Annotated in this window: 2 protein-coding genes and 1 pseudogene; 1 reads left to right on the top strand and 2 read right to left on the bottom strand. The window is 55.1% G+C overall.

Features of this window, described 5'->3' with window-relative positions; translation table 11 throughout:
* Nucleotides 1-181 precede the first annotated feature (181 nt).
* Nucleotides 182-754 carry a DUF2239 family protein gene (locus tag WFM46_RS23555; RefSeq protein ID WP_336998704.1) on the bottom strand — a complete coding sequence of 191 codons (573 nt, stop codon included), beginning with the start codon at nt 752-754 and terminating at the stop codon, nt 182-184.
* Nucleotides 755-965: 211 nt separating this feature from the next.
* Complete coding sequence (locus WFM46_RS23560) at nt 966-1514, bottom strand: TetR/AcrR family transcriptional regulator (protein WP_103178845.1); 549 nt, start codon at nt 1512-1514, stop codon at nt 966-968.
* A gap of 81 nt (nt 1515-1595) precedes the next feature.
* Between WFM46_RS23560 and WFM46_RS23565 the strand changes: the two are divergent.
* Nucleotides 1596-2156 (top strand): annotated as a pseudogene (locus WFM46_RS23565) (MFS transporter); the annotation flags it as partial.

Below are 2156 nucleotides of genomic sequence, written 5' to 3' on the forward strand. Positions count from 1 at the left end.
GTCCGCAGAAGAGGTAGAAACGCTTGCCGCAGGCTGGTTTACAAAGCGTAGCGTATCCTTCTGCATTTTGTTGTCTGACGAAAAAAGAGAAAGCAGTAGTGGATTTTAATATTATTAAAATCAATAAATTATAGTAATACCAAAGAAGCAAATTGCACAAAAATTTACACTTGTAGAGATTTTAGGCGTCCTGGTTCGCTTCCTCTTTGCCAAAGGCTAACCGTAGCGCGTACTCGCGCACATCCTGCGGCCAGTTTGCGATAGTGGCCGTAAACGCGGCTTCATCGTCAGCAAACAGCGCGCGCATGCTGGCCTCGTAGCCAGGAAGATCCCCGGCAATTTCGTACATAAAGTGATAGGCGCGGTCGTGGCGCTGGCGCTTGTTATCCACCGGTTTAGCGCTTTTCCTCGCCTGATCGATAAGCCTGCGCAGGGTGGCGGAAGCGCCGCCGGGCTGGGTAGCCAGCCACTCCCAGTGTCGGGGCAGCAGGGTGACCTCTTTTGCCGACACGCCCAGTTTTGGTCGTCCACGGGTTTTCACCGGGGTGCTTTCCGCCAGCTCCGGGTAGACCGCCAGGGTGCTGGCAATATCTGCATGAAGATGAATATCGAGGCGCTTGCCGCTGCGATCGTTAAAGATGAAAACGGTTTCACGACCGATGTTAGCGGATTGTAACTGCTGCATCAGTTCGCTCAGGGTTCCGTGCGCAATCTCCTGCTGCCGCCAGAAGGCGGTAAGGGTGATAGCGGGCATGTGCTTGCCTTTTTATCCGGGTAAAAATATAAGCGTAGGCTGACAATAAGAATGGTGCCAATTTTACCCGGGTAAAATTTATTATGCCCGTTTAGCCTGATATGATGCCATCGATTTGTGGATAAATTTTCAACACTATTTCTGGCACAATGTTACGTAAAAGTAAAATCACTATCTGCGTTTGCGGCAAAGGCTGTTGCTGACCTGACGCTTATCCCCCCTCCCCCGCAATCCGCCCTACCATCGCCCTTAACTCTTCTCGTGAAAGCGGCTGCCGGTCGGTAACAAAATGCAGCGTCATCCCTTCGATAAACGCATCCAGCGCGCGGGCGGTGACCGGATCAAACCACTGCTCCAGCGTCGTCTGGCTGGTTTTCATCCAGTCCTGCATCACGGTTTTTAACGACGGGCTGCGGTTCATAAAGGCATAAAGCTGGTACATCAGCGCCATATTGTGCGGCGTGGTGACCTGGGAGCTGTGAATCAGAGTGGTAATCGACTCGCAGGCCATCTCCGGCCCCGTCACCCCGGCAAAAAACTCGCGGTATTGCACCGACATCTGCTGCGTAAACCAGGTGAAGGCTTCCTCAAGCAGCGCGTCCATCCCGGAAAAATAGTAGGTCATCGACCCCAGCGGCACCCCGGCGCAGCTGGCGATTTTGCGGTGGGTGACGGCGTTCAGGCCGTGTTCGGCGATGGTGTCCAGGGTGGCCTGCAATATCCGTTCCCGCCGTTGCGGATCGTTGGGTCGTCTGTTCATTTTTACCTCAGCGAATTTATGTACAAATGTACACAAACTTGCTAGTGTTGTCTCCTGTGTTGTCCCTCTGGTACAGAAATCATGACCGACATCTCATCGCGCAAAAAGCTGCAACGCCGCCTGTGGGCGCTGTTTATGTTCTTCTTTATCCCCGGCCTGTTGATGGCCTCCTGGGCCACACGTACCCCCGCCATTCGCGACATTTTGTCGGTCTCGACGGCGGAAATGGGCATCGTGCTATTTGGCCTGTCGATAGGCTCGATGAGCGGCATTCTCTGCTCCGCCTGGCTGGTTAAGCGCTTCGGTACGCGGACCGTGATCCGCACCACCATGTGCTGCGCGATTCTGGGTATGATGATGCTCAGCGCTGCGCTATGGTTTGCCTCCCCGCTGGCGTTTGCCCTCGGGCTGACCGTCTTTGGCGGCAGTTTTGGCGCGGCAGAGGTGGCGATCAACGTCGAAGGCGCCACTATCGAGCAGGAGATGAACAAAACCGTACTGCCGATGATGCACGGCTTTTACAGCCTCGGTACCCTGGCAGGCGCCGGTATCGGCATGGCCCTGACCGCCTCCGGTATCGCCGCCACGACCCATACTTTGCTGGCGGCGCTGGTCTGTAGCGCCCCGGTACTGCTGGGGATC

This window comes from Leclercia sp. M50 (assembly GCF_037150775.1).
GTDB lineage: Bacteria > Pseudomonadota > Gammaproteobacteria > Enterobacterales > Enterobacteriaceae > Enterobacter.

What these genes read in the sequence shown, in the direction of transcription:
- WFM46_RS23560 (WP_103178845.1), bottom strand. Translation starts at nt 1,514, where the DNA reads ATGAACAGACGACCCAACGATCCGCAACGGCGGGAACGGATATTGCAG.
- WFM46_RS23555 (WP_336998704.1), bottom strand. Translation starts at nt 754, where the DNA reads ATGCCCGCTATCACCCTTACCGCCTTCTGGCGGCAGCAGGAGATTGCG.